General features: G+C 56.0%; 22 protein-coding genes. 3 read left to right on the top strand and 19 right to left on the bottom strand.

Annotated features, from left to right (window positions below):
- Positions 1 to 197 precede the first annotated feature (197 nt).
- Entirely contained in the window at positions 198 to 782 is a 585-nt protein-coding gene (locus tag ACR0AU_RS16180) for a LytTR family DNA-binding domain-containing protein (protein WP_480795944.1), read from the top strand.
- A 3-nt stretch (positions 783 to 785) separates the two neighbouring features.
- Here ACR0AU_RS16180 and pdeM read toward each other — a convergent pair whose 3' ends face one another.
- From pdeM to ACR0AU_RS16110, 14 genes are all read right to left on the bottom strand, one after another.
- Positions 786 to 1,448 carry a ligase-associated DNA damage response endonuclease PdeM gene (gene pdeM, locus ACR0AU_RS16175; protein ID WP_170733264.1) on the bottom strand — a complete coding sequence of 221 codons (663 nt, stop codon included), beginning with the start codon at positions 1,446 to 1,448 and terminating at the stop codon, positions 786 to 788.
- 40 nt (positions 1,449 to 1,488) lie between these two features.
- A complete protein-coding gene (locus tag ACR0AU_RS16170; protein ID WP_170733263.1) occupies positions 1,489 to 3,900 on the bottom strand; it encodes a ligase-associated DNA damage response DEXH box helicase in 2,412 nt (803 codons plus the stop codon).
- Positions 3,901 to 3,949: 49 nt separating this feature from the next.
- Complete coding sequence (locus ACR0AU_RS16165; protein WP_170397365.1) at positions 3,950 to 5,257, bottom strand: ATPase; 1,308 nt, start codon at positions 5,255 to 5,257, stop codon at positions 3,950 to 3,952.
- 116 nt (positions 5,258 to 5,373) lie between these two features.
- On the bottom strand, positions 5,374 to 5,919 hold the full coding sequence (locus tag ACR0AU_RS16160; RefSeq protein ID WP_170733262.1) for a prepilin peptidase: 546 nt from the start codon (positions 5,917 to 5,919) through the stop codon (positions 5,374 to 5,376).
- 3 nt (positions 5,920 to 5,922) lie between these two features.
- Entirely contained in the window at positions 5,923 to 6,774 is an 852-nt protein-coding gene (locus tag ACR0AU_RS16155; RefSeq protein ID WP_170397362.1) for a tetratricopeptide repeat protein, read from the bottom strand.
- A gap of 30 nt (positions 6,775 to 6,804) precedes the next feature.
- Entirely contained in the window at positions 6,805 to 7,347 is a 543-nt protein-coding gene (locus ACR0AU_RS16150; protein ID WP_370644360.1) for a tetratricopeptide repeat protein, read from the bottom strand.
- A 52-nt stretch (positions 7,348 to 7,399) separates the two neighbouring features.
- Positions 7,400 to 8,377, bottom strand: a complete 978-nt coding sequence (locus tag ACR0AU_RS16145; RefSeq protein ID WP_170397360.1) for a type II secretion system F family protein — start codon at positions 8,375 to 8,377, stop codon at positions 7,400 to 7,402.
- 11 nt (positions 8,378 to 8,388) lie between these two features.
- On the bottom strand, positions 8,389 to 9,357 hold the full coding sequence (locus tag ACR0AU_RS16140; RefSeq protein ID WP_170397358.1) for a type II secretion system F family protein: 969 nt from the start codon (positions 9,355 to 9,357) through the stop codon (positions 8,389 to 8,391).
- Between the two features lie 12 nt (positions 9,358 to 9,369).
- Positions 9,370 to 10,809 carry a TadA family conjugal transfer-associated ATPase gene (locus ACR0AU_RS16135; RefSeq protein WP_170397349.1) on the bottom strand — a complete coding sequence of 480 codons (1,440 nt, stop codon included), beginning with the start codon at positions 10,807 to 10,809 and terminating at the stop codon, positions 9,370 to 9,372.
- A gap of 17 nt (positions 10,810 to 10,826) precedes the next feature.
- Entirely contained in the window at positions 10,827 to 12,059 is a 1,233-nt protein-coding gene (locus ACR0AU_RS16130; RefSeq protein ID WP_170424297.1) for a CpaE/TadZ family protein, read from the bottom strand.
- Between the two features lie 201 nt (positions 12,060 to 12,260).
- The gene (locus ACR0AU_RS16125) at positions 12,261 to 12,887 is read right to left on the bottom strand and encodes an OmpA family protein (protein ID WP_170397345.1); all 627 of its coding nucleotides are present in this window, start codon (positions 12,885 to 12,887) and stop codon (positions 12,261 to 12,263) included.
- A 17-nt stretch (positions 12,888 to 12,904) separates the two neighbouring features.
- The gene (locus tag ACR0AU_RS16120) at positions 12,905 to 14,311 is read right to left on the bottom strand and encodes a type II and III secretion system protein family protein (RefSeq protein WP_170397343.1); all 1,407 of its coding nucleotides are present in this window, start codon (positions 14,309 to 14,311) and stop codon (positions 12,905 to 12,907) included.
- A 196-nt stretch (positions 14,312 to 14,507) separates the two neighbouring features.
- The gene (gene cpaB, locus ACR0AU_RS16115) at positions 14,508 to 15,389 is read right to left on the bottom strand and encodes a Flp pilus assembly protein CpaB (RefSeq protein WP_170397341.1); all 882 of its coding nucleotides are present in this window, start codon (positions 15,387 to 15,389) and stop codon (positions 14,508 to 14,510) included.
- A 445-nt stretch (positions 15,390 to 15,834) separates the two neighbouring features.
- Positions 15,835 to 16,029, bottom strand: a complete 195-nt coding sequence (locus ACR0AU_RS16110) for a hypothetical protein (RefSeq protein ID WP_170511390.1) — start codon at positions 16,027 to 16,029, stop codon at positions 15,835 to 15,837.
- Between the two features lie 352 nt (positions 16,030 to 16,381).
- Here ACR0AU_RS16110 and ACR0AU_RS16105 point away from each other — a divergent pair, with 352 nt between their 5' ends.
- Positions 16,382 to 17,248 (top strand): transglycosylase SLT domain-containing protein, encoded by an 867-nt coding sequence (locus ACR0AU_RS16105; RefSeq protein WP_170511416.1) that lies wholly within the window; start codon positions 16,382 to 16,384, stop codon positions 17,246 to 17,248.
- Between the two features lie 45 nt (positions 17,249 to 17,293).
- On the opposite strand, the gene ACR0AU_RS16100 is transcribed toward ACR0AU_RS16105, so the two are convergent.
- From ACR0AU_RS16100 to tldD, 5 genes are all read right to left on the bottom strand, one after another.
- Complete coding sequence (locus ACR0AU_RS16100) at positions 17,294 to 17,920, bottom strand: 3-oxoacid CoA-transferase subunit B (RefSeq protein WP_170397333.1); 627 nt, start codon at positions 17,918 to 17,920, stop codon at positions 17,294 to 17,296.
- Positions 17,920 to 18,624 carry a CoA transferase subunit A gene (locus ACR0AU_RS16095; RefSeq protein ID WP_170397331.1) on the bottom strand — a complete coding sequence of 235 codons (705 nt, stop codon included), beginning with the start codon at positions 18,622 to 18,624 and terminating at the stop codon, positions 17,920 to 17,922. Before ACR0AU_RS16095 ends, ACR0AU_RS16100 begins: the two co-directional genes overlap by 1 nt.
- A gap of 92 nt (positions 18,625 to 18,716) precedes the next feature.
- Positions 18,717 to 21,341: a type I DNA topoisomerase gene (gene topA, locus ACR0AU_RS16090; RefSeq protein WP_480795943.1), complete on the bottom strand. Its 2,625-nt coding sequence runs from the start codon at positions 21,339 to 21,341 to the stop codon at positions 18,717 to 18,719.
- A gap of 169 nt (positions 21,342 to 21,510) precedes the next feature.
- Positions 21,511 to 22,647, bottom strand: coding sequence for a DNA-processing protein DprA (dprA, locus tag ACR0AU_RS16085; protein WP_480795942.1), 1,137 nt, complete (start codon positions 22,645 to 22,647; stop codon positions 21,511 to 21,513).
- Between the two features lie 240 nt (positions 22,648 to 22,887).
- Positions 22,888 to 24,309: a metalloprotease TldD gene (tldD, locus tag ACR0AU_RS16080; protein WP_480795941.1), complete on the bottom strand. Its 1,422-nt coding sequence runs from the start codon at positions 24,307 to 24,309 to the stop codon at positions 22,888 to 22,890.
- A 176-nt stretch (positions 24,310 to 24,485) separates the two neighbouring features.
- Between tldD and coxB the strand changes: the two genes are divergently transcribed.
- On the top strand, positions 24,486 to 25,397 hold the full coding sequence (coxB, locus tag ACR0AU_RS16075) for a cytochrome c oxidase subunit II (RefSeq protein WP_170397324.1): 912 nt from the start codon (positions 24,486 to 24,488) through the stop codon (positions 25,395 to 25,397).
- The last annotated feature ends 27 nt before the right edge of the window (positions 25,398 to 25,424 follow it).

Raw genomic sequence — 25,424 nt, 5'->3', positions numbered from 1 at the left:
CAGTTGGTGTTTCATGGTTTTACCATTGGCGAGGTGCGTTACCTGGTATGATGAAGCTGAGTCCGATCTTCTCGTTAATAAGTCTTCAACGGGTAGTGGCAGGTCTCGTTTTTATTCCTTTATTGGCGTATTCCTTTGCCCCCTTTCGGGATATGACACTGCCATTCAGTCAGCGGATGGTGTTCTGGACAGGTGTTATGCTGCTCGCGCTTGCAGCGACTTGGTCGGCTGGAAAGCTGGTACGCGAACGGCTAAATCGATCCGGATTGCTGGTCCGTGATTTTGCCTTCGTCCTGTTGATCCTGACATTGTTTGCACCATCACTGTGGTTTCTGACCTGGATTCTGTTCACGCTAAATGGATTGATGGCACCGGGCATTTTGAAAGTCGCCCCTTATGGTCTTCTCTTCGCCACCGGACTTTTGCTGGTGCGTCAGCGGGAAGAAACCGCAGCACCGCTATACGAACCCAGACCACGTCTTTTCAATCGTTTGCCCGCCACTTTCGAGGGGCAGGTTTATCGGTTAACCGTGCGCGATCACTATGTCGACGTGGTCACGTCCGATGGTACGTTTACAATCCGCTCGCGCTTTACCGACGCGATTGCCGAGATGGAGCCGGTACAAGGCCATTGTACGCACCGTTCACACTGGGTCGTGGATTCGGCGATTGTTGGGGTCGAAAAAGAAAAGGGAAAATCCTTTTTGCACCTAAGCAACGGCGATCAGGTTCCTGTCAGCAGGAAATACAAGCAACAGCTCGTGGACGACGGGTTGCTCTAGAACCTATCTGGGCATCGGAATGAGTTGTGGCTGCGCGCCGGTCAGAATTGCCCGCGCATCCGGTGCCATGATGCCGCTCAGAGCCTCTGCTGAACTGCGCAACCCCCCGGTGTAAGCGCCATAAGCTGGAAGGATCAGACGTGATTGATCCAACAAAAAAGCTGGGCGGGTGATCGAGCGCCCTCGGGCATTGAGGTTAACTTTGGGGTGGTAGTGGCCCGAGACTTCACCTGGACTGTTTTGCTGGGCGATATGGCGAAAAATCAGATCGTGGCAAGCCCACTCGGACAGATGTGTGCCGCCCATTTCTACCGGGCCGGGGTCATGGTTCCCCTCGATCCAGATCCAACGTCGACCAGCCTGCATTGCGGTGATCTGTTGCCTATCCTCAGCAGCCAACGCGCCCGAGGCATCGAGATCGTCAAAGCTGTCCCCTAAACAGATGACCGTCGTGGCACCGGTACTGGCAAGATCACTTGCCAATCGGGTCAATGTTTCGCGGCTGTCATACGGCGGCAATGTCGGGCCGCCCCTGCGGGCGATCCGTTCGGATTTGCCTAAATGCAGATCGGAAACACAGAGCAAGCCCTGTTCCGGCCACCATAGTGCGCCCGACCCAAGCGCAGCCAGGTCTTGGCCAGAAAATGAAAACGCGATCTTGTTCATGATCCGTTCTTCATACGATTTTGCGGATTGCGCAAGTGGTTTATGCCGGTTGCAATCCGGCGGCCTGCAGTAACCGGGCACTTTCTTCCGCAAGCAGGCGTTCCTCGGCTTCACCCTTGACGGGGACTTTGCCAACTTCGAGGAACAGAGGCGCCGCCAGGGGTGAGACGCGGTCTAGCCGCAGCAGGTCAATGCGGTCTCCGATCCGGGCGACCATGGCTTCGATCCGTCCGAAATCGACCAACCCGCGCATGGCCTCTTCGCGGGTGATTTGCATCAGCAGATGTTCAGGATCGTATTTCAGCAAGGTGTCATAGAGGATATCTGACGAAAATGTCGCCTGCCGACCACTCTTGCGCTGCCCACCAGTGTTGCGTTCGATCAACCCCGCGATTGTGGCCGAAGCACGAAATGTGCGTTTCATCACGGCGTTACCCGCCAGCCAAGTCTCCAATCCTTCTCGTAGCGCGTCCAACTGAAACAGTGGGCGCGGATCGGTCACCGCATCCAGCCCCCAGATTAAGGTGGCATAGTCAGTGGCTACAAATCCCAGCGGCGCAAGGCCGGTTTCCTCCATGCGTTTGGTCAACAGCAAGCCCAGCGTCTGTTGCGCATTGCGGCCGGCAAATCCGTAGACGCATAGATGCTCGCGCCCCCTGTCAGGGAAGCTTTCAATCAACAGGCGGTCACTTTGCGGCAGGCGTGATATCTCGCGCTGAAGACCCAGCCATTCGGCAGTGTGGCCTGGCAACTGAGGCCAATCCGGCTGTGCGAACATCCGCAGGATTCGGTCGCTCAGTTGGGTAGACGTGGCGAACTTGGTGCCCGAAAAGGTCGCAATCTTGGGCTTGCGGTCAGCGCGGCGGCTGACCTCGACCACCATCTCTCGCAGACCCTCATAGCGGACGATCTGACCACCGATCAGAAAGGTATCACCAGGGGTTAGCGAGGCCGCGAATCCCTCCTCTACCTCACCCAGAGGCTTGCCCCCGCGATTGCGCTTAAGCCGAACCTTCAGCGTGTCGGTGTCCTGAATCGTGCCAAGGTTCATGCGGATACGCTGTGCCGCCCTCGGGTCGCGCAATTGCCAGGCTCCATCCGGGCGCTGCTGTAGCCTCTGCCACCGATCATAGGCTCGCAGGGCATATCCACCGGTGGCGCAGAATTCCAAACAGGCATCGAATTCAGCACGGGTGATCTGCGCATAAGGCCCGGCAGCCGTCATTTCGGCGTAGAGTGCATCTGCATCAAACGGTCCCGCTGCGGCGGCGATCAGAATATGCTGGCACAAAACGTCCCTGGGTCCTGGCCCGCGGGGGTCGCCATCCAGATCATGTTCTTGCACAGCTTCCAGTGCAGCAACACATTCGACCACTTCGAACCGGTTGGCTGGGACGAGAATAGCTTTGGAAGGGGCATTGTAGCGGTGATTTGCGCGCCCGATCCGCTGCACCAGCCGCTTGACGTTCTTCGGCGCGCCGATCTGGATCACCAGATCCACATCGCCCCAGTCGATCCCCAGATCGAGGCTGCCGGTACAGACAATTGCCCTCAGATCACCCCTGACCATCGCGGCCTCGACCCGTTCGCGTTGTTGCCGATCCAGGCTGCCGTGGTGAATGCCGATGGGCAGAGCGTCGTCGTTGGCGAGCCAGAGGTTGTGAAAGAAAATCTCGGCCTGCGCCCGAGTATTGTGAAAGATAAGTGTCGTCTTGTGCTTTTTGATCTGCTCCATCACAGCGGGGATGGAATAGGCTGCGCCACCGCCCGACCATGGCGGCATCTCTTGTGTTTGCAGCATCGAGATATCGGGGTCAGGGCCGGGATCAGCCTGAATAACTCGGCAAGGATCGGGATTGCGGGCTAGAAATCGTGCGATGCCTTCGGGGTCTTCAACCGTGGCGGACAAGCCTACGCGGCGCAGATCGGGGCAGAGTGTCTGCAATCGTGCCAGCGCCAGCATCAATTGATCCCCCCGTTTGCTTTCTGCCAGTGCATGTATTTCGTCGACAACAATGCGCTGGACCCCAGCAAACATGCGCGGAGCATCTTCGTATGAAGTAAGTAACGCCAGACTCTCGGGCGTGGTCAGAAGGATATGTGGAGGATCGGCGCGCTGGCGTTTCTTCTGCGTGGCCGATGTGTCGCCGGTGCGATCTTCGATCCGAATTGGTAGGCCGATTTCCTCGACGGGAACGCGCAGATTGCGCCTGATGTCCGCTGCCAGCGCCTTGAGAGGAGACACATAAAGCGTGTGCAATCCGTCATGCTGCCCCAGCGCCAACTCGGCCAAGGAAGGCAGAAACCCGGCCATGGTTTTGCCGCCACCAGTTGGAGCGATAAGTAGGGCCGCGGGATCATTCGCCCGCTCAAACATGTCTTGCTGATGTGGATGAATCGACCAGCCTTTGTTCGAAAACCAGTTTTGGATTGCCGGGGGAATCTGCACCATCCGGCAAACCTAGCGCAGCCCTCAGGCCATGGAAACCAGGACAAGGGGATCAGTGAATGATCTTTTCTTCCTTAACGAACATGTTGGCCCAGGCTCGGTCGATCAGGTCAGGACTCATCTGATAAGGGATACCCTCAAACTCGCAGATTGAGATCATCTGGTCGATCAGGAAGATCGGCTGATAGTTGGCGTAGATGTTGTTGATGGTCGGGTATTTGACCTTCAGCAAATGCACTAGCGCCGCCTCGTCTAGTGGCATACCGCGCTTGCGGGCGACCATGGCAAAGATCTTCAGGAAGTTCTCTTGGTTCGGGCCGTCGATTTTGATCTTGAAGAAAATCCGGCGCAGGGCCGCTTGGTCGAAAATCTCATTCGGGTGGAAGTTGGTCGAAAATATAACCAGCGTGTCGAATGGTACTTCGAACTTCTCACCCGATTGCAGGCCAAGGATATCCTTGCTTTCTTCAAGCGGAACAATCCAGCGGTTGATCAGGGCCTGAGGGGGCTCTGCCTGACGTCCAAGGTCGTCCACGATGAAGATGCCGCCGGTGGATTTCAGCTGCAGAGGCGCCTGATAAGTACGCGCAGTGGGGTTGTAGACCAAATCCAGCATGCTCAGTGACAGTTCACCACCAGTCACAACGGTGGGGCGTTCGCATTGAACATAGCGAGTGTCGAACCGCTTGCGGCGGCGCAGACTGTTGGGATCGTCCTCTTCTTGCTCGATCGCGGTGTGCACGATCGGGTCGTAGACCGTAATCACCTGACCGGCATATTCGATTGCGCGCGGAACATAGACGTTGTCCCCCAAAGCATCGCGAATGCCGTTCGAGATCGAGGATTTACCATTGCCCGGAGGGCCATACATCAGAATTGAGCGACCGGCGCTGACCGCCGGGCCCAGATGATCCAGCAGGCTGTCGGGCAGAACAAGATGGCCCATCGCGCCGGTTAGCTGGTCGCGGGTGACTTGAATGTTGCGGATCGACTGGCGCTTGACCTGCTCGCGGTAAACATCGAGCGGCACCGGCATCGCACCGAAATATTCAGACTGGCTCAACGCATCCAACGCCCGCGCTTTGCCTGCATCGGTCAGCTGATAGCCCATTTCATTGCCGGAGTTGGCGTTCAGAGTCCCGGTCGCTTCAAGCAGTTTCTGCTCGCGTGCGATATCAACTAGTTCCTGTGTCACGGACCCGGGCAAACAGATGGCACCCGCGATTTCGCTGACCGTATCCACGTTCTTGCGAAAGACGGTCTTCAACAGAATGTCCCGCATCATCACCAGCGGAAGTTGCATTTCTCCCAGGCCTTTAGGGGCAGGGGGGGCAATCACAGAGGAGGTCTGCATATTCATGAGCGGGGCTCGTCCATCCAAAAATCACGCAAAAGGCCCTTGCGGGGCCGCTTTGGAAGAATTTGGCGCGGATTTGTGGCAGGACAAAGGCGCGGGCAAGGCGCGCTGATGATTGTTCACGATCCGTGGATTATGCCCAAAATCAAATAAACAACGAGGCTGCCAGCCAGCGTCAGACCCATAGGGAACTGTTTGCCGCGATCCCAGCTTTCCCAATGTGGCGCGATCTGGCGCAGCCGGGTGTATTTCGCCAACCGGTGGGCAAAGAACGCTCCCAGCAGAGTTGCCGTCAGAATCACCATGACCCACATCAGGTCACCGACCCAGACAAACGCTGCGGCTGCGGCACAGAACTTCGCGTCTCCGGCCCCCATCACCCCAGCTGCATTTAGCACGATGCCGATAACAAGAACGACAACCATGTGAAGCAGCTGCCATCCGTAGGCAGGCAGGGTCAGGGTTAACGGCCCGATGTTGCCGGGGATCCACGGACCGGACCACGGTGGCAATGCGATAAGCCCGACGATGAGATAAACAACCGCCAGCGCGATGACCGCGTGGTTCTTGATCCGCATCTCACGCATATCCGTAAAGGCAACGTAGAAACAGATCGGCAGAACAAAAGGTAGAAACCACGCCGCCGCTGCCGCTGGTATGATCATGGATCAGGCGTCCTCAAGGGCCCGAAGCGAGCGGACCGCCTCGTCATAATGCTGCGGGTGGGTGGAAATCGCCTCGCGATAGAGGTTCTTGGCCAGGTTGATATTCCCCTGTTTCACGGCTGAAATGGCCATGGTGTTCAACAGTTTCGCCCGTTCGGTCTGCGTCATTGGGACAACAGGAACGCTGTAGTTGCCTTGCGCGCTGCGCGCCAGAACAAGGTTGTTCTTGGCGGTGAACATAGAATTGTCCTGCCTAATGGCGTCGGTAAACAGCCGCTCGGCTTCCGCATATTGCCCGCGCGTCAGTTTGGAATAGCCCCAGTTGTTCATGACGCCAGCAGGGCGGGTCGTCAGGCCCACTGCGGTTTCGTAGTAATGATCGGCGCGATTCCAGTCTTTTTTGGCATCTGCCACCAGCGCTTCAAGCCGATACCGTTTAAAGGTTTCATATGTAGGAGGGATTTTGTCCAATGTCGCCTTTGCGCCATCCCAGTTGCCGCTGCGAATCTGCGCATCAGCGTATTCGACACGGTCGGCGTTGTTGGCCCCTTTCATGCTCAGCACTCGTTTCCACGCGGCGGAAGCTTCAGTGCTGCGCTTGGCACGGGTCAGCGTGATTGCTAGTCCTCGTTGCAGGTCGATGCGGTCGGGGTTCTTGGCGGCCGCACTTTGGAAATAGGTCACCGCCTCATTGGGATCGGCCGCATTCAGCATCACGTCATTCAGGTTGGTCTCGTCGATGACGTTCACTTCCTGAAAAGTACGTTCAACCTTTTCCTCTTCGGTTTCCTTTGCGCAGGCGGCCAAAACCAGCCCGCACGCCAGCATCGTCGGAATCAAGAAGGGTTGGCGCATTTTTGTGCGTCCTTTACTGCTCTGCCTCTATTACTGGATTTTACGCAGAACAAATTGCCCGTTGCCGCGCTGCTCCAGTTCAAATTCTTGTTCTTGTGGGGTATTATTAACAGGATTTTCCATTTTTGCGAGTGCTAACCGCAGATTGTCGCGGATTGCGTCACTTTCGCCATTGTCCAGCGCATAGGCTCTGCGGAACATCTGCGCGGCTTCGGCATATTCGCCCGTTTCCACCAAGAAGACACCCAGGTTGTTCCATGCCACAGGCCACTCGGGATCGTCCTCGACAGCACGACGCAATAGCGGTTCAGCTTGGCCAATCCGGCGCAATCCCAAATTAGCTGTCCCAAGCGAAGTCAGGATTTGCGGGGTCATACCCTGTTGCAACGCGGCACGGGTGAAGGATTCAAGTGCAAGCTCATATTCGCCCGCCGCCATCAATCGGTTTCCGACGGTCACCTCATCTACCGCAGGCCCATCTGGGTCGACGCCAGGGGCAAACGGATCGTCTGTCGCGCCTGTTTCAGTGCAAGAGGCCACCATGGTGAAAACCATGGCGGCCTGAATTGTCATACGAAGGTGCCAACAACCTGATTTGGCAACCCAGCGAAGAAGCGGGAAGGCGTTATCGGTTTCCAAACTCCATAATACCTTTTGCCGAAGGTCCAACAAGGATGACCAGCAGAGGAGGGACGGTCAACATCATTGTCGCAAGGGTCATTTTGGTTGGCAACTTATTCGCTGCCTCTTCGGCGCGCATCACGCGTTTGTCACGCATTTCATCGGCATAAACCCGCAACGCTTCGGCAATGGATGTCCCGAATGTCGCTGATTGGATCATCACGGTGACGAACGCGCTAACGTCCTGAACGCCGCATCGCGTCGCGAAGTCGCGCAAAACGGTGTCCTTTTCTTTACCGGCTTTCATTTCGTAGGCGACAACCTCGAACTCAAGCGCGATGTCTGGGTAAGATGCTTTCATCTCAGACGCGACCCGTACAATGGCCTGATCCAAGGACTGCCCGGCCTCGACGCATACCAACATCAGATCGAGCGTATCAGGGAAACCATTTACGATCGCTTCCTTGCGTTCCTCTACGCGCCGCGTGATCCAGTATTTGGGCACGAAGTAACCCGCAATACCAGGTCCCAGAACGCGAATGAGGATTTGCGTCGAGTCAAATTCCTGATCGCCCGCAAACACGGTAACCAGCGAGACGCCGATCAGGATCCCGATTATGCCCAATGCGAACTGAGCGAAGTGATAGAAACGAACCGCGTCCTTGGACTGATAGCCGGCTTGCCTCAACTTGAGTTGAACGGCGGTATACTCTTCTTCGTTCTTGGGTTCGAGAAAGTTGGCGAACTTCTCAAGCTGTTCGTTCCGGCTGGCTGTTCTGAGACGTTCTTTCTTTTCTTTCTTGTTGTTTTTTGGCGGTGAATTTGACCGCTGCAACTTCTTTAGTGGGTCTTCCGGCTGGTTCAGCATCAGCGGGATCGTGACCAGGATCATGAACAATCCCAAAACGCCCACGACAATCAGCGGACCGAATTCACCCAAGTTCTGCTTCAACAGTTCATTGATCTGGTTCAAAAATTCCATCTTTGGGCCTCTTAAACCTTAATGTCGGTCAGGATACGCATGACGATCAGGTTCAGGGTCAGCGTGATACCGACAAAGAAACATGCCGGAATGAAAAGCGGATCGTCGATTACGGCGTCGTAGTAGTTCGGGTCCTTAACCATGATGAACAGAAGACAGGCGACCGGGAAACCCGACAGGAATTTGCCCGACCATTTGGCTTCGGCGGTGATAGCGTTCACCCGGCGGAACAGTCGGAAACGTGCGCGGATCACCTTGGCCAAACCGGCCAAAATATCGGCAAGGTTACCCCCCGATTGCTGCTGGATCGAAACGGCGACGGCCAAAAACCGTAAATCCTGCATGTCCAGCCGCTCTGCCATATCCTTGAGTGCTTCACCGACATCCCGGCCATAAGCGGATTCATCCGAGATAACACCGAACTCTGTCGCAAGGGGGTCCTCGACCTCGTTAGCAACGATTTGGATCGAGGAAACAAATGGGTTTCCGACGCGAAGTGACCGAACCATCAGTTCCACCGCATCGGGCAATTGTTCTTCAATCAAGGCCATACGTTTATTGGCTTTGTTATTGACCCAAGCGTACACCGCTCCGACCCCGATCGCGACCGATAGAGCCGCCCGAAGCGTCGGTTCGGTCGCTGTTCCTACGCTCAAACCTACAAAAGCTAGCCCTGAAACCAGCGCCATGATCACAATCAACTGCCGAGGAGAGAAGGCGATCGCCGCCTTCTGCGCCTTGTCTGCCAATAGCGAGTAGAGCGGTATGCTCTGCGACTTCATGTGCTGCTGCATTTCCTTGCGCAGCTGCTCCAGTACTTGCTCGCGCCCGACGCCCTTATCGATCATGTCCAGCCTGCGATTGACGCGGCTGTTCAGGCTGATCGATTTTCCGAATGCGACGAGATATATACCTTCGACCAGGGCAAAGACCCCGACGAAAATCACGATGTAGATGAGCGCCTCGACAGGCAGTTGCATATCTTGGTTCTCCTACATCGTGGTTGGATCGTAGATCGAGGCGGGCAGATCGAAGCCCCACAGACGGAAGCGCTCGGAATAGTGGCTGCGCACACCTGTGGCGGTGAAATGACCGATGATCTTGTTGTCGGGGGTCAGGCCAACGCGTTGAAATTTAAATATTTCCTGCATCGAGATGACGTCACCTTCCATGCCGGTAATTTCGGTGATTGATGTCATCCGGCGCGAACCATCCTGCAGACGGCTGGCCTGAACGATCAGATTCACAGCCGACGAGATCTGGCTGCGGACCGCTTTGATCGGCATTTCGATCCCCGCCATGGCGATCATGTTTTCAAGACGCGAGATGCCATCGCGGGCCGAGTTGGCGTGGATCGTGGTCATCGAACCATCGTGGCCTGTGTTCATGGCCTGAAGCATGTCGATCACCTCGGCGCCACGCGTCTCACCAACGATGATGCGGTCGGGGCGCATACGCAGGGCGTTCTTCAAACAATCGCGAGGGCTGACCTCACCTTTGCCTTCAACGTTGGGCGGGCGGCTTTCCATCCGGCCAACATGTGTCTGCTGCAGCTGAAGTTCCGCCGTATCCTCAATGGTCAGAATGCGCTCGGCGTCGTCGATAAAGCTCGACAGCGCGTTCAGCGTTGTCGTTTTACCGGAACCGGTACCGCCCGAAACAATGATATTCAGACGAGTCGACACGGCGGCTTGCAGATAGGCTGCCATTTCTTCGGTAAACGCACCGAAATTGACCAGATCGTCGATGCCGAGCTTGTCTTTCTTAAACTTACGAATGGAAACAAGCGAACCATCCACCGCGATCGGCGGCACCATCGCATTGAAACGTGAGCCATCAGCCAAGCGGGCGTCAACATACGGGTTGGATTCATCGACACGGCGACCAACGGCAGAAACGATCTTGTCGATGATCCGCATCAGGTGCTTTTCGTCTTTGAACGTGATGTCGCTGATCTCAAGCTTACCGGCCCGTTCGACAAAAATCTGCTGGGGGCCGTTGACCAGAATATCGTTGACCGAGTCGTCTTGTAGCAGCGCTTCCAGCGGCCCGAGACCGGTGACCTCGTCATAAAGCTCTTTGTTCAGCTGGCTGCGGTCTTCACGGTTCAGAACGATGTTGCGGGCTTCCAGAACTTCGCTGGCAATCGCGCTGATTTCTGTCCGCAGCTCGGATTCTTCAGCTTTTTCAAGGGCTGCGAGGTTCAGGTTTTCAAGAAGCTCGCGGTGCAGCTCAAGCTTGATTTCGCCCAGCCGTTCCTTGCGTTTGCGTTCCTTGTCGTTTCCAACAACTTCTGCTGCCTTTTTCTTGACCGGCTTGCGCGCAATTGCGTTGGCAGCTGGTGCCGCAGCTGCCGCTGCCGGGGCCTCGACTTTCGACGCCTGGGTTTCAACCGGCTGCGCCGAAGGCTGTTTTTTGTATCTTGAAAACACGGCAGCTCCCCTTTGAGTTATGCGGCTTCGGCGTCACTGCTGCCAAGGCTATGAAGCGATTGAGCCAATTTGGCGATTTCCCGGCGCAGTGGGTTCTTGGCCGCTGAATTTGCCAGCGGTAAACCGTGGTCGCCGCTTTGCATGACGGGTTTGCCGCCATCGGGCAGAAGCAGATCAATGGAAATACCCAGACTTTCGCCCATACGTTTAACCCGGCTTTTACCGTTGAGATCGGTAAATTTCGGAGCCCGATTCATAGCAAACCGCAGTTTGTTGAAGGGTAATTCCTCGGCCTGCAGTGCCCGTTTCAGACGCAATGCATTCTGGGCCGAGCGCATATCCAGCTCGAGCAAGGCAAAATAGACATGGGCGGCCTGCAGAACCGTTTCTGACCAGTGAACAAGTGTTTTTGGCATGTCTATGACGACATAATCAAAATTCGCGCGTGCGGTGTCGATCACACGCTGAATGTCCTCAGGCGTGATGATGTCCAGCGGCACCATGTCAGATGGTGCCGTTAGAACTTGCAGCTTCTCTTCAAACGTCTGGAGCGCTTGTCCGAAAGAGTCTTCGTCCATCGAATCCGTGTCTGAGAGCATTTCGAACACGGCTTCATGACGAGGCAGATCCAAATAGGTCGAAACTGTGCCGTATTGCAGATCTAGATCGATCAGGCACACTTTCGGGGCTTCTTTGGCTGAAACCGTTGCAAGTTCCCATGCCAGATTGACCGCCATGGTTGTAGAACCGACACCACCTGCCAGGCCCTGCACGACAAAAAGCGCCCCTTCTTTCGAGGAGCCGTTCGTCGCAGTGGGCGCTGCCTGTGGTGCCACAACCGGATCGGGTTGTTGCATACGATCGATGGCTTCCTGAAGTTCATTTTCGGGAAGCGGGTAGGGGACAAACTCGTCCGCACCTCTGCGTAGCAGCTGATGCAATGCGGCAGGGGTGACATCCTCGGCGATCAAGACAACCTTGATGCCTTTTTCCTTGGCCTGAGTGATGATCTCACCCATCAGTGTCAGGTTGTCTTCGTCATCGCCGTCCAGCGCCAGCGCTACAAATTGAAGCGTCTTGGCTTCGGGTTGGCTAAAGAACGCAAGCGCTTCGGCAAATCCAAGATCACCCCAGCGTTCGCCCAGCGCAGCTTCCATATCCTCGATCAAAAGGTCGAAGTTCTGGACATCACGGCTGATGGTGCAGGCCAAAATGGCGTTATTATCGTCTTGCGGCGTCGCGCTTGTCATTAACACAATCCTCATCGAGAGGGCTGAGCAAACCATTTGAACGCGAGAAGATTCAGTTCTGGTATGCTGTCGCCCGATGCGGTCGATTTTGGCCGCAGGTCACCCAATTGTTCACAAAGTGGCTTGGAAGTTAGGCAAGAATTGGGCGCAAAAGAACCAATTGTAGGGAAATGGGCGACAATGCCGCCCATTTCCTATTTATTAGTCGCTGGTACCACCGGCGTCTTCTTGCCGTTGGATATCGCTTATCGGGATCGCGCTTGAGATGTATTCGCGATAGATCACGTCCGCATATTTTCCATCCAGAATATTTGGATGCCGGTCGAAGAAGCCCGATACCTCGGTCACTGTCCGCCGATTGCGTCGATCCCGATCTTGGGTGGCAACCAACGGCCTGGATTTACCAAAGGAAACAACGGCTTCCAACCGTGAGCGCGATATTCCTTGTCGTGTCAGGAATGCAACGGCGGCATTGGCGCGGCGCTGGCCCAATCGCTTGTTATATGCCTCAGAGCCAACGGCATCCGTGTGCCCATAGACACGGAACCGCGCCTCGGGGAACTGTTTGATCCAGGCCGCCTGCTGCAACAGGATTCGTTGCGCCGAAGCGTCCAATTGCGCGCTATCGAATGCAAAGTTGATCTGTGTTGGCACCTCGGCAGCGAAACGCCGCGCGAGGATTTGGCCATACGTCAACTCACCATTCATGACCTGAATGTTGTTCAGTGTAGCGTTACCAAACGTGCCCTGATCGATTTCGTACCCGGCCTCGCGTGTACAACCGGCGACAGCAACCGAAAGACCCAGTGTGATGATCCACTTTTCCATTGGTTCTATCCTCTCTATCAGTCCAGCACGTAGCCGTAAGAGGTGCCAAAATCCTGATTGGCAACTTCAGAGGCTGCACCATTTCCGGCGCGTTCAGTCCGAGAGATCTTGCCGTTTACGAACAGATCGAACTCGCTGGGCGGTTTCACGCGATCGGTCGGCAGGGCAAGCGCCTCGCCACGAGTGGGCGACACCAGATGCGCGGTAATGATGATGATCAATTCACTCTGCTCACGCTGATACTGAGCGCTCCTGAACAACGCGCCCAATACAGGCACATCGCCAAGCCAGGGAACCTGGCTGTTCAGATCAGTGAAATCATCCTGGATTAGGCCTGCAATGGCAAAGCTCTCACCGTCGCGCAACTCGATGGTTGTCCGTGTTTGACGCGTGATGAAGCTAGGAACATTGTCGCCGTTGATCGTGAAGTTCGCACTCTGGTCGATGCTCGATACTGATGCACCCAGTTCCAGGTTGATCAGGTTGCCATCGACGACGCGCGGAACAAACAGCAGCTGTACGCCAAACTGACGATACTCGATCGCAACGACACCGTCGCCTTGGGGTACTGGGATTGGCACCTCACCACCGGCAAGGAACTCCGCCTCTTGGCCAGACAGTGCAGAAAGATTCGGTTCTGCCAAGCTGCGAACCAAACCCTTGGTTTCAAGGGCTTCCAAAAGCAGTCTAACCTGCGTTGAACCCGCGCCGAAACCGAACAGAATGGCACCGGAATTTGTCTGAACAAACGGGATGTTGTTCGCCAGTGCGTTGTTCAGTGCGCCCTGGTTATTCAAGGAATTGAAGCCCGCAGTGGTGTCGCCACCGCCAAAGCCCAACGATGCCGACAAGTTTTTGGCTACAGAGCGGTTCATTTCCGCAAAGCGCACTTTCAGCATGACCTGCTGCACGCCGCCGACATTCATCAGGTTCGATACACGTTCAGGGGCATACCGTTCTGCCAACTCAAGCGCACGCGCCAGTTTGGCACTGCTGGAAACTGTTCCCGACAAGACGATCCCATCATTGGCGGTCCGAACCTCGATTCGCTCACTGGGAAGAATCTGACGTAAGCGTTCTTTGAATTCCGAAACATCAGGGGAAACACGCACACGCACGTTGGTAATCAGATTACCCGCGCCGTCGAACATTGTCAGGGTGGTTGTACCCGGTGCCCGACCGAGAACATAGATAGTGCGGTCCGACAGGGTCGAAATATCCGCTATGCCTGCATTGGCAATGCTGATGTCTGCGAACGGTTGTTCGCTTTCCACCACGATTGCGCGATTTACGGGGACATCCAGCGTTTCCGCTGTACCCTTTTTAACCACGCGAAGATTTTGGGCCCAAGCGGCATCGCCGATTGGGCTCACAACTAGCGACAACCCCAGCAGGGTTGCGCTGATCCAGGAACGTATTGTCATGTGACCTGCCTCTCCGATCACCACTCGATTTTTTTTGGGTCTTATGCCCTATGCTATGAAACCCTGCGACAGAACCAGATTTATTGCAATAATCAATGGTTTCTGGAAAGTTCCTTATGTGGATTATGCGCAACAACACAAAGAAAGAGACCGCGCAAAATGCGCGGTCTTTGTCTCGTAAAGGTCTGAAACTTAGTTAGTTTGTGCAGGGAATTGGGGTCTCTACCGTCTCGCCGCCACGACGGGTGCGGATTGTGCAGACCTTCTCCGGAGCCGCGACGGGGGCCGGGGCCCTCTCTTCAATGCCAAGCAAAGACTGCTGATCGACTTCAACCACCTCTGCCACCTTGTCATCTTGAGCGCCAACCAGTGCCAGCGACATGCGACCCGTGTTCTGAGCCTGCGCCAAAGCGGCGATCTGTTGTGGCGTCGCTGCAACTGTGACCGTGCGAGCAATGGTTGTGCCGGTTACATCCAGTCCCGCCGATTGATCAACAGCGACCAATTCGATGTTCGTCAGTACCAAACGAGTAATCTCACCGCGGCCAGAATCACTGGTGCCACGCAATGAGCCGGTCCAATACACATCCACCGTATCGCCTGGGCGCAAGAAGCCTGATACGCCAGATGCCACATCAACGCTTATCGCAAATGCGCGCATTCCCTTGGGCAATTGTGATCTGAGGCCCGCAGTCTCGCCTGGATTGGTGACTTTGACTTCCATAATCGCTTCGTCTTTCTCCATCGCGCGGAGAACGAATCGTTCATTGTTTTTGATTTCCGGGAATAGGGCTGTCATGTCCACGAAGGCACCCTCGGGAATCGCATCCTCTGGCCACTGAACGACGCGGATATCTTCCTGGTTCAAACGTTCGCCGTATTTGAAGGAGCGATTCGAAACCAAAACGCCTACTGTCGGGACAATGCCCGCCTGCGCATTGGCAAGCGCCTCTTCGCGCAACTTGCGTTCCTGAGCAAGTTTGGCCTGATTGTCCGTGATGTATTCGCGTGCCATATAGACAGCACCACCGGCCAACGCGACCCCGATGATAAGAACAAGTCCAAAAACAGCTCGCATTTGTCCCTCTTTATTTTCCGTAGACCGCGACTCTTGAAGTCACATCGATTCAGGATCCAAGATATTTTTCAATTGTGTCGAAAAAGCGGACAATCCCGGTAATTTTTGGTAGAAAATACGTTTATTCGCAGGGTTGCCGTCTCGCTAGTAAATGGGAATGGGCCCGCGCTACTCAAAGACCATCTCTTCTACTTCTACATTTGCGATCGGCTGTCCCGCTGTTAGAAGTCCTTGGCTCAGGATGAAATAGATTATTGCGGCGAGACCTGCGATTGCAGCAGTTAAAACCACCCAGTCTACGGTTATCGCGCCGGTCTCATCGGTTCGGAAACTATGTACTCTTTTTAACATTGGACTATACCGGGTCGCTTTCTTCTGAAAACAAAGGGGCCACGCCTTTGAGTAAAGACATGGCCCCAAGTTGTTATGCTAGACCGATAACAGATTAGTCGGTATCCGGAACTGTCACAGTTACCGAACCCAGAGCGTCATCGATGTTGCCTGCCAGGCTGCTGGCACCATTGTGGATCTGGTTGTAAGCAACGGCTGCCAGGCCAACAACAGCTGCGGTCAGAACGACCCAGTCTACAGTTACGGCGCCGTCTTCGTCTTTGCGGAAGTTCTTGATGAACTTGATCATGTTATGTCCCTCCTAAAGGATCAAAAATTAATTAACCTCGGCGTCTTTCAGAGCTTTCTCTCTCAGTCCGCTCCCGATCGTCTCGGTATGGATATATGTTTGCCCCCTGTGCGTGGCAGGAATTGGGCCAAACCAATATTTTTTTGCTCAAAGCTTAATTTTTTGTTGGTGAATTTAGTAACTAATTGAAAATAAATATAAAAAATCACACCTTTTTTGTACTTCCGTTGTGTGGGCGATGCAAAATGGCGGCAATTGAGGCGAAATTGCCCCAATTCGCTTGGTTTTTCTGGTGTTGCGGGCCGTTATGATGTTCAAAATGCTTCAAAAGATAAGAAATCGAGGCAGGCAAATGTATTTCCGGGACGCAGTATTATGCGCCGGTGCAGCGGTGTTTCTGATGGCGGGTGCGATTCCTGTCACTGCAACCGAAACCGAGCCGCGCGGCGTCTATAAGCGCATAAAGGCCCCGAAACCGGGGACACGTCCGCGCGTGACGATTCAGATCACGCCCGAACAACATGCAGCATCACCATCAGCCCCCAGCACTGGCGCCAAGCTGGAAGTGCCTGAGATTGCCGCTATCGCAAAGCCGCCCCCATCGGTTCCTCAGAAGATTGCGGGGGCGACCAAGCCAGTTGGCTCTTATAAAGCATTCTGGAGCCGGGTATCCCCCGATCTGGCGCAGGCCAGCGCAGGTAGGCTGAGAGAGGCCGTTCAAGCGCTCACTGCCACGGGTGTCGCGGCGCCGCGTCTGCAGACCTTGCAAGACATCGCAGAAAAGCGAGGGGTGGATATTCTACGTTCGACCGTAGGGACCAATGTCTCACCCGCACTTGTCCTAGCCGTTATCTCGGTAGAATCTGCGGGCCGCACACAGGCTGTCAGTTCTGCCGGGGCGCAGGGCTTGATGCAATTGATGCCAGCTACCGCCGAACGTTTTGGGGTAGAGGACAGCCTGAAACCTGAACAGAATATCGAAGGTGGGGTCAAATACCTGCATTGGCTCATGAACGAGTTCGACAATGACCCGATTCTTGTATTGGCAGGTTACAATGCCGGCGAAGGGGCCGTGCGCAAGCATAGTGGTGTGCCACCTTATGCCGAGACCAGAGACTACGTGCCCAAGGTTCTGGCCGCGTTTCAGGTCGCGAGTGCTCTTTGTACAACAACACCGCAGTTCGTTTCGGACCCCTGCATTTTTCAGACTTCGAACTAAAAAAGGCCCGCGTCGCAGCGGGCCTTATGAATCATTGGCCTGAGGTCAATCTACGATTGTTGCCTGAGTCGCTCCTCGCATCTCGTCCTCGCTGACGCCATCGGCCAGTTCGACGATCTTCAGGCCACCTTCGACGACATCCAGAACACCCAGATTGGTGATGATGCGATCCACAACGCCCTGGCCAGTTAGAGGCAGCGTACATTCCTTCAGCACTTTTGAATCACCATGCTTGTTGGTGTGATCCATCACTACAATCACGCGACCAACGCCAGCGACCAGATCCATCGCACCGCCCATGCCTTTGACCAACTTGCCGGGAATCATCCAGTTCGCCAGATCGCCTTTCTCGTCCACTTCCATCGCACCCAGAATCGCAGCGGCGATTTTACCGCCTCGGATCATGGCAAACGAAGTCGCGCTATCGAAATAGGACGTGCGGGACAGTTCGGTGATTGTCTGTTTCCCTGCGTTGATCAGGTCCGCGTCTTCCTCGCCTTCGAACGGGAAGGGGCCCATGCCCAGCATGCCGTTCTCGGATTGCAGCGTAATATCCTTGTCACCCACATAGTTCGCCACCAGCGTCGGAATCCCGATGCCGAGGTTTACATACATGCCGTCTTCCAGCTCTTCTGCCGCGCGCGCGGCCATCTGATTGCGATCCCAGGGCATTATGCGTCCTCCTTCTTGCGGGTGGTGCGCTGTTCGATACGCTTTTCGTGGCTGCCCTGAATGATGCGATGCACATAGATGCCGGGCAGGTGGATCGAATCCGGGTCAAGCGAGCCGCGCGGGACGATCTCTTCGACCTCGGCCACACAGATTTTACCGCAGGTCGCGGCGGGCACGTTGAAGTTACGAGCGGTCTTGCGGAACACGAGGTTCCCGGTGTCATCGGCTTTCCAGGCCTTCACGATGGCGAGGTCGGCGAAGATGCCTTCCTCCATGATATAAGTCTCGCCGTTAAAGTCCTTGTGCTCTTTGCCCTCCGCAATCACCGTGCCTACACCTGTCTTGGTGTAGAAACCGGGGATGCCAGCACCACCGGCACGCATCCGCTCGGCCAGCGTGCCTTGCGGGTTGAATTCCAGCTCCAGTTCTCCACTCAGATACTGGCGCATGAATTCGGCGTTTTCCCCGACGTAGGAGCTGATCATCTTTTTGACCTGCTTGGTCTGCAGCAGGATGCCGATGCCAAAATCATCCACACCTGCGTTGTTTGAGGCAAACGTCAGATCCTTGGCACCCGAGGCCTTGATTGCCTCAAGCAGCATCTCTGGGATACCGCACAGCCCAAAGCCGCCCGCCGCGATGAGCATGCCGTCCGAGATCACCCCATCGAGCGCCTCATCGGCATTGTCATAGATTTTCTTCATGGAAAACTCCCCCAATGACATGGTGTTGGGCCGAGTTGTGCCGTCACGTCACGGGGAAGTCAACGAATCCAAGGGGCAGGTGGTATTTCTACCTAACTTGCTTTCTTGGTGGTCTTCTTGGCAGCAGCTTTCTTCTTGGGGGCTGCCTTTTTCTTTGTGCCTTTCTTGGCCGCGCGTTCATTGACCAGTTCGATGGCCATTTCCTGGGTCACATCCTCGGGTTTGATGTCTTTGGGGATCGTCGCGTTGACCTTTTCCCATTTCACATACGGTCCATAGCGCCCGTCCAGTACCTGCATCGCGCCGCCATCGGGATGGTCGCCCAGCTCTTTCAGCGGCTTCGCGGCCGCCCGACGTCCGCGACCTGGATTGGCGCGTTTTTCGGCCAACAGTTCGACGGCGCGGTTCATGCCGATCTCAAACACATCGTTCGGGTCTTTGAGGTTGGCGTAGACAGGCTTTGCCTCGTCGGCCAACTGATGCATTAGATAAGGTCCAAAGCGACCAAAGTTCGAACTGATCATGCCACCTTCGGGGTGCTCGCCGATCTGACGGGGCAAGGACAGAAGAGTCAGAGCTTTCTCCAGATCCATGTCGTCTTTGCTCCAGCCACGGGGCAGGGACGCACGAGGAGGCTTCTTGTTCTCAGGCGTGGGCTCTCCGCGCTGGACATATGGCCCAAATCGACCGGATTTCAGCCAGATCTCATCGCCCGCATCTTCGCCCAGCAAACGCTCGTCACCTTCCGCGCCCTCACCAGCGATCGGGCGGGTATAAGTGCACTCAGGATAGTTGCCACAACCGACAAACCCGCCGGTGCGCGAAGTTTTCAGATGTAACTGGCCAACACCGCATTTCGGGCAAATGCGCGGGTCAGAGCCATCTTCACGCGGCGGATACAGCTGCGGTGCCAGCGCTTCGTCCAGCTTGTCCAGCACTTCCGAGATACGCAGCTCCGATGTCTCACCAATTGCGGCAGAGAAATCGCGCCAGAACTTGCCGAGCAGATCCTTGTAGTCACGTTCACCTGCGCTGACGTCGTCAAGCTCTTCTTCCAGATTGGCGGTGAACTCGTAGCCCACATACTGGCGAAAGAAATTCAGCAGGAAGATGGTGACGATTCGGCCCTTTTCTTCGGGGATCAGCCGATTCTTGTCTTTACGTACATATTCACGATCCTGAATCGTGGTGACAATCGAGGCATAGGTCGACGGACGCCCGATCCCCAGCTCTTCCATCCGTTTGACCAGCGTGGCCTCTGTATAGCGCGGGGGCGGTTGGGTGTGATGCTGCAGCGCCAGAACGGATTCGTTCTCGGCCAGAATGGCGGCCTTTTCCGAGTCGGCGGTGGCCTTGGCAAACTGATCACGCAGCGAGGTCTTGGCAAAACGTGCGGGATCGCCCTGCATGATCTGTGGCAAGCGCTTGTCGTCATCGTCGACCACGTCATCGCGACCTTCTTCGTAAACGCGCATGAAGCCATCGAACAGCACCACCTGACCGGTGGCGCGCAGGCCAACCTGACCGTCCGTGCTGGTAATCTCGACAGTCGTGCGTTCAAGCCGTGCGGCAGCCATCTGACAGGCAATGGTGCGTTTCCAGATCAGATCATAAAGCTTGCGCTGATCCTCATCGGTCACCTTCAGCGCCTTGGCATCGCGCGACATATCTGTCGGGCGAATACACTCGTGTGCTTCCTGAGCGTTCTTGGCCTTGTTTTTGTACATGCGCGGGCTGTCTGGCACGTATTCCGCACCATAACGGTCGGCGATTGCATCGCGCGCTGCCGCCACGGCCTCGGGGGCCATGTCGATACCGTCGGTTCGCATGTAGGTAATGTATCCGGCCTCATACAGCCGCTGGGCCACCTGCATCGCATGGCGTGCGCCCATGCCGAACTTGCGGCTGGCTTCTTGCTGTAAGGTCGACGTCATGAACGGGGCAGAGGGGTTGCGCGCGGCAGGCTTGGCCTCGACCGATGTCACGCTCAGATCACGGCTGGTGATCGCCTGAACCGCCAGTTCGGCTTGCGTTGCATTCGCTAGATCGTGCTTGTCCAGTTTCTTGCCTACCAGCGTGACTAGACGCGCCTCGTAGGTCTGGCCCCGAGGCGTCTCGAACACAGCCTTGACCGACCAGTATTCGACCGGCTTGAAGGCTTCGATCTCCATCTCGCGTTCGACGATGAGGCGCAGGCAGACCGATTGCACGCGCCCCGCTGAACGGGCACCCGGCAACTTGCGCCACAGAACGGGCGACAGGTTGAACCCTACCAGATAGTCCAGCGCGCGGCGGGCCAGATAGGCCTCGACCAGCGGCATATCGACCTTACGCGGGTTCTGCATCGCCTCGGTCACGGCGTCCTTGGTGATCGCGTTGAACGTCACGCGGCTGACTGGCGTGTCCTTCTTGATCGAACGCCGCTTGGTCAGCGCTTCTTGCAGGTGCCAGCTGATTGCCTCGCCTTCGCGATCAGGGTCAGTCGCGAGGATCAGTGCGTTGTCTTCTTTCAGAGCGTCGGCGATCGCCTTGACATGCTTACGGCTGTCATTGCCGACCTCCCATTTCATTGAAAATTCATGCTCGGGATCGACCGACCCATCCTTTGGCGGCAGGTCCCGCACATGGCCATATGAGGCCAAAACGGTGTAGTCGGGGCCAAGATATTTATTGATTGTTTTTGCTTTGGCCGGAGATTCTACAACAACTACGGGCATTTAAGAGGAATCCTCGCTCGACGGATTTTGCGCTTTGTATGACCGTGCAAAATGTGTGGGGCAAGATCGAATTGTCAATGCGTTCGTTTTCACCACCAAAAATACTTTGTATTAAAGCCTGATCTGGTCGTGCCGCTCGCGGAATCAGGTGCCGAATCCATTCGATAGCTTAGGCGCAAAGTGACAGCAGGCCGCCTGGTTGCCGCTGAATCTTGCCCTCAAGCTCCAGATCGACCAACACAGGGCCGACTTCGCCCGCAGATGCAGCGATGTCTCGGATCAACTGGTCTTCCGCGATCGGAGATGGGCCAAGTCGAGTCAGAATCGTCTCGTGCAAGGCTTGGGGCGTGATTTCGGCTGAGTCTGCCTCGGGTCCAAGGGGTAGGATTTGTTGGGCAGAAGATTGTAGCTGTTGCTTGGGCAAAGCATCAATCACGTCTTCTGCATTGCGGACGAGTGTCGCCCCGTCTCGGATCAGCAGATTGCATCCTGCCGCGCGGGCGTCAAAGGGATGGCCGGGCACGGCCAGAACCTCGCGCCCTTGGTCCAGGGCGTCCCGCGCGGTGATCAAGCTGCCGGATTTCGCCGCGGCCTCGACAACGACCACTGCCTGCGCCAGACCCGAGATAATGCGATTGCGGCGTGGAAAATGTCGTGCCTGAGGCGTTGTGCCCATCGGTTGTTCAGACAGGCGAAGTCCAGTGTCTGCGATATCTCGCGCCAGATCGGCATTTTCGGCCGGATAGATCACATCAACCCCACCTGCCAACACTGCCACAGTACCGGTCGCCAATGCGGCGAAGTGCGCCGAGGTGTCAATGCCGCGGGCAAGCCCCGAGACCACGACATAGTCTTGCTTACCCAGATCCGTCGCCAACGCCCGCGCCATGCGCGCGCCCAGCGAAGAACAGTTCCGTGCCCCGACCATGGCAATTGCCCGGCGTTTCAAGATCGACGGATCGCCGATTGCCCAAAGCATCGGGGGCGCATCCGAAAGGTCACATAACGCGTAAGGGTAATCGGCGGCCCCAAGGCACAAAAGCCGCGCTTTGGAGACCTTTGCGGCCTTGAGCTCCGCCTCAATTACGCCGGGCGGGCAGATTTCATAATCCTCGATCCCGGCAGCGCGCGCCATTTCCGGCAACGCGGCCAGCGCGTTCTGCGCCGAGCCATGTTCGCGCAATAAGCGCCGGAATGTTGCCGGCCCTACTTTGCGTGAGCGCAACAGACGGAGCCAGGAAAACCGGTCCTCTTCCGTGGTGGGTGGGAGTGGGGGGTGATTGGAAGAAAGCTGCTCTTCGGTCATCCGATGCTCCGCCTGATTGCAAAACTGGTTTATGGTGCAGCGGGTTAACAGCCTGTGAATCTTAGAAAATTAGATCAGTATTTTTCGAACCCATCCCTCGGAGAGATGATTATGTCATTGAAAGAAAGGAAGAAAATTCGTGCGAATTATCTTGGCTCACATATCCATGGATGAGTTTTTGATTTGACGCGAAGGGTAGTGTGTTAACCCTTCGCGCCTCGATTCTCATTTTGGGCCGACTCAGGTGGCAGAGCCGCCCACAGTCAGCCCATCCATCAAAACGGTAGGTTGGCCGACACCGACCGGCACCCATTGCCCATCCTTGCCACATGTGCCCATGCCGGGATCCAGCGCCATGTCATTGCCCAGTCCCCGAATGCGTTTTAGCGCCGAGGGGCCGTCGCCAATCAGCGTCGCGCCTTTGACCGGAGCGCCGATCTTGCCGTTCTCGACACGATATGCCTCGGTGCAGGAGAACACGAACTTGCCGTTGGTGATGTCGACCTGGCCACCGCCGAAGCCCACAGCCCAGATACCGTCTTTGATATCTGCCACCAACGAGGCCGGATCGGCATCGCCACCCAACATGATTGTGTTGGTCATGCGCGGCATCGGTTTATGGGCATAGCTTTGACGCCGGCCGTTCCCGGTTGGAGAAACGCCCATCAGGCGTGCGTTCTGTCGGTCCTGCATATATCCGGTGAGGATTCCATCCTCGATCAGAACTGTACGCGAACTGGGTGTACCTTCGTCATCCATTGATATCGAACCGCGTCGGTCTGCAATCGTCCCATCATCCACGACTGTTACACCTTTCGAAGCGATCTGCTGCCCCATCAGCCCGGCAAAAGCGGAACTGCCCTTGCGGTTGAAATCACCTTCAAGCCCGTGGCCGATGGCCTCGTGCAACAGAATGCCGGGCCATCCGGGGCCCAACGCGACTTCCATCACGCCGGCAGGTGCAGGGACGGCATCCAGATTGACCATCGCGATCCGCAGAGCCTCACGCGCCTTATCTTGCCAGTCTGAGGGATCCATCAAGCCATCCAGCCCCACGCGACCGCCACCTCCGGCAGAACCGCTTTCGCGTCTGCCGTTCTGTTCTACTATAACCGAGATGTTCAGGCGGGTCATCGGGCGTATATCGCGCACCTGCACACCATCGGGGCGAAGAATCTCGACCTCCTGCACTGCAGCGGCAATCGTGGCGCTGACTTGCACAACCCGGGAATCCAGACCACGGGTAAAAGCGTCTATCTCGCGCAGTGTCTCGATTTTGACCGGGAAGGCGGCGGATTCGATCGGGTCTTCATCGGTATATAACCTGGTATTGGTGGCACGTGGTGGCCCGGCCAGCGTCCCACCACCATCGCCGACCGCCAACCGCGCGGTTTCGGCTGCACGCTTCAGAGAGGGAATCGAAACATCCGTTGAATGCGCGTATCCAGCCACTTCACCCTGCACCGCGCGAAGACCGAATCCCTCGGAAGCGTCGTAAGAAGCCGTGCGCAATCGGCCGTCATCAAACACCAAAGATTCGGATTTGCGCCGTTCTACGAACAGTTCCCCATCCTCGGCGCCATCAGTTGCAGCCTTCAGTACAGCAAGCGCTTCATCCTTGGGAAGAACGCTTTCAAACGGGCGAAACGGGGCCTGAGTCATCAGTTGTGACCTTTCGGGTTTGATCCAGATCAAAAATAGCGTCTGTTTGACGCAAGCATTTTGCTTTATCTACCCGACGGAATATGGTTTTTAACGCGGCCAAAGACAACGGGAGAGGTGCGACCGATTCACACCTTTTCGCGAGAGACGCAAAGATCAAACGATCAGGACAGAAAATGAAGAATGCTTTGATGCTTTCCGGGCTTGCTACGGCCCTCTCCAGCCTTCCCGCCATGGCTCAGGAGCTTGAGATTATTGGCAAGCCGGTTGACGGCGGCATGGGGTTCCAGCCTGCTGCCACCAGCCTTGCTGAAGGGATTCAGTCGCTGGACAACATGATTCTGGTGATCATCACCGCGATTTGTGTGTTTGTTGCGGGTTTGCTGGTTTATTGCATCGTACGCTATAACCAGCGCGTAAACCCGAACCCGGCTCGGTTCTCGCATTACACTCCGGTTGAGATTGCATGGACTTTGGGCCCGATCCTGATTCTGGTCTTCATCGGGGCTTTCTCGCTGCCGGTTCTTTTCAAGCAACAAGAGATTCCCGAAGGCGACATCACCATCAAAGTCGTGGGGAACCAGTGGTACTGGACCTACGAATATGTCGATCATGACTTTGCCTTCGACAGCTATCTCCTGGGCCACCCGGCCACCCTCGACGAGGGCGCGCGCCCGGCTGATGCCGACGTAACACCGTTTGTTCTGGACGATGCGATGCGGGCGAAGCTGGCCGATGCAGGCTATGGCGAAGACGAATGGCTTCTCGCCACCGATACCGCCGTCGTTGTTCCGGTTGGCAAGATTGTCGTGATGCAGGTTACCGCATCGGACGTGATCCATTCCTGGACCATTCCTTCGTTCGGCGTGAAGCAGGACGGCGTTCCTGGTCGTCTGGCCGAACTGTGGTTCGAAGCAGACAAGGAAGGCGTCTATTTCGGACAGTGCTCTGAGCTGTGCGGTAAAGACCATGCCTATATGCCAATCACTGTCAAAGTGGTCAGCGAAGAGGCATATGAACAGTGGCTGCAGGGCGCGCTTGAAGAATATGCAGGTCAGCCTGCTTCCTACCAAGTGGCCTCGAACTAAGCCCTTTGCGGCCTAGGTAAACACATG

This window comes from Ruegeria sp. CG1 (assembly GCF_056537265.1).
Note: the sequence above shows the minus strand (reverse complement) of the source record. Positions and strands in the feature narration are given on the sequence as shown.

What these genes read in the sequence shown, in the direction of transcription:
- pdeM (WP_170733264.1), bottom strand. Translation starts at nt 1,448, where the DNA reads ATGAACAAGATCGCGTTTTCATTTTCTGGCCAAGACCTGGCTGCGCTT.
- ACR0AU_RS16145 (WP_170397360.1), bottom strand. Translation starts at nt 8,377, where the DNA reads ATGGAATTTTTGAACCAGATCAATGAACTGTTGAAGCAGAACTTGGGT.
- ACR0AU_RS16125 (WP_170397345.1), bottom strand. Translation starts at nt 12,887, where the DNA reads ATGGAAAAGTGGATCATCACACTGGGTCTTTCGGTTGCTGTCGCCGGT.
- ACR0AU_RS16100 (WP_170397333.1), bottom strand. Translation starts at nt 17,920, where the DNA reads ATGCCCTGGGATCGCAATCAGATGGCCGCGCGCGCGGCAGAAGAGCTG.
- topA (WP_480795943.1), bottom strand. Translation starts at nt 21,341, where the DNA reads ATGCCCGTAGTTGTTGTAGAATCTCCGGCCAAAGCAAAAACAATCAAT.
- ACR0AU_RS16140 (WP_170397358.1), bottom strand. Translation starts at nt 9,357, where the DNA reads ATGCAACTGCCTGTCGAGGCGCTCATCTACATCGTGATTTTCGTCGGG.
- ACR0AU_RS16160 (WP_170733262.1), bottom strand. Translation starts at nt 5,919, where the DNA reads ATGATCATACCAGCGGCAGCGGCGGCGTGGTTTCTACCTTTTGTTCTG.
- ACR0AU_RS16130 (WP_170424297.1), bottom strand. Translation starts at nt 12,059, where the DNA reads ATGACAAGCGCGACGCCGCAAGACGATAATAACGCCATTTTGGCCTGC.
- coxB (WP_170397324.1), top strand. Translation starts at nt 24,486, where the DNA reads ATGAAGAATGCTTTGATGCTTTCCGGGCTTGCTACGGCCCTCTCCAGC.
- ACR0AU_RS16180 (WP_480795944.1), top strand. Translation starts at nt 198, where the DNA reads ATGCTGCTCGCGCTTGCAGCGACTTGGTCGGCTGGAAAGCTGGTACGC.
- dprA (WP_480795942.1), bottom strand. Translation starts at nt 22,647, where the DNA reads ATGACCGAAGAGCAGCTTTCTTCCAATCACCCCCCACTCCCACCCACC.
- ACR0AU_RS16095 (WP_170397331.1), bottom strand. Translation starts at nt 18,624, where the DNA reads ATGAAGAAAATCTATGACAATGCCGATGAGGCGCTCGATGGGGTGATC.
- ACR0AU_RS16120 (WP_170397343.1), bottom strand. Translation starts at nt 14,311, where the DNA reads ATGACAATACGTTCCTGGATCAGCGCAACCCTGCTGGGGTTGTCGCTA.
- ACR0AU_RS16155 (WP_170397362.1), bottom strand. Translation starts at nt 6,774, where the DNA reads ATGCGCCAACCCTTCTTGATTCCGACGATGCTGGCGTGCGGGCTGGTT.
- cpaB (WP_170397341.1), bottom strand. Translation starts at nt 15,389, where the DNA reads ATGCGAGCTGTTTTTGGACTTGTTCTTATCATCGGGGTCGCGTTGGCC.
- ACR0AU_RS16150 (WP_370644360.1), bottom strand. Translation starts at nt 7,347, where the DNA reads ATGACAATTCAGGCCGCCATGGTTTTCACCATGGTGGCCTCTTGCACT.
- ACR0AU_RS16105 (WP_170511416.1), top strand. Translation starts at nt 16,382, where the DNA reads ATGTATTTCCGGGACGCAGTATTATGCGCCGGTGCAGCGGTGTTTCTG.
- tldD (WP_480795941.1), bottom strand. Translation starts at nt 24,309, where the DNA reads ATGACTCAGGCCCCGTTTCGCCCGTTTGAAAGCGTTCTTCCCAAGGAT.
- ACR0AU_RS16165 (WP_170397365.1), bottom strand. Translation starts at nt 5,257, where the DNA reads ATGAATATGCAGACCTCCTCTGTGATTGCCCCCCCTGCCCCTAAAGGC.
- ACR0AU_RS16170 (WP_170733263.1), bottom strand. Translation starts at nt 3,900, where the DNA reads ATGGTGCAGATTCCCCCGGCAATCCAAAACTGGTTTTCGAACAAAGGC.
- ACR0AU_RS16110 (WP_170511390.1), bottom strand. Translation starts at nt 16,029, where the DNA reads ATGATCAAGTTCATCAAGAACTTCCGCAAAGACGAAGACGGCGCCGTA.